Raw genomic sequence first — 1,155 nt, forward strand, 5'->3', positions numbered from 1 at the left:
TGATCAGACAACCCCACCCACGGATGCATGCCAGGCCCAACGACCACACTGCACTGATGTCACGAACTACTTGACAACTTCAAGCAACGGCATTGGCCGGGGACGTCGAAGTGGAACAAGATAGAGCACCGGATGTTCTGTCACATCACCGCGAACTGGCGGGGGCGACCGCTGACCAGCTACCAGGTTGTCCTTGAGACCATCGCCGCCACAACCACCAGGACCGGCCTGACCATCGGGGCCGAACTGGACACAGGCAGCTACGACCTCGGCATCAGCGTCACACCCGCCGAATTCCACGCCCTTGCGATCACACCCAGCGCCTTCCACGGTGACTGGAACTACACATTGTCTCCCCTTCCGCCGCGAGCGTCAGACGCGCCGGCAACGGCACACCGGACCGACCCGGCCCTGACCGCGATGCTCACCGATCCGGCCCTGACCGGCATGTCACGAACCGCCTTCGAGCATCTGGTGGCGGTCTCGGAGCCTTTCTGGGACGCCTTGGCCGAGACAGCATTCCAGCGACGCTTCCACCGCCCGCGCAGCTACCGCCACCCACAGACCAGCAGCGTGGACCACACCCACCGGCTCCTGGCAGCCATCCTGCGCCGCCGCAGAGCGGTGACCATGACGTTCCTGGCGCAACTACTGGGCGTCAACCGCACCAACCTGTCCATCCAGTACCAGGACGCAAAACGGCTCCTGGACCTGCACCGGATCCTCGTCACACCCATACCCGGATCGCCCGCCCGCACATTGGAACAGCTACAGGCCCGAACAACCCCCGCGGAACCCGTCGCTGACAGTTATTGAAATACGGGCCCCCGGCCGCACCGAAAACTGCCAGATCGGCGTGTTCGCCGCCTACGCCACCACCCGCGGACGCGCCCTGGTGGACCGGGAGTTGTATCTACCCAAGTCCTGGACCGATGACCGTGACCGCTGCCGCGCCGCCCATATCCCTGACGAGCGGGCCTTCGCCACCAAGCCCGACCTGGCCAAGGCCATGGTGCTGCGGGCGATCGCCTCGCCGCTGCCCATCGCCTGGGTGACCGCGGACGCCGCCTACGGCCAGGAGTGGCGGCTGCGCCGCATGCTGGAGGAGACCGGCCTGGGATACGTGCTCGCGGTCCCCAAGTCCCAGCAGGTGCC

Annotated in this window: 2 pseudogenes; both read left to right on the top strand. The window is 66.1% G+C overall.

Annotated elements, in window-relative coordinates:
- Positions 1-96: 96 nt before the first annotated feature.
- Positions 97-826 (top strand): annotated as a pseudogene (locus ABZ453_RS51380) (ISAzo13 family transposase); the annotation flags it as partial.
- Positions 827-829: 3 nt separating this feature from the next.
- Positions 830-1,155, top strand: a pseudogene (locus ABZ453_RS51385) (transposase); the annotation flags it as partial.

This window comes from Streptomyces sp. NPDC005799, from assembly GCF_040630525.1.
Classification (GTDB): domain Bacteria; phylum Actinomycetota; class Actinomycetes; order Streptomycetales; family Streptomycetaceae; genus Streptomyces; species Streptomyces griseorubiginosus_B.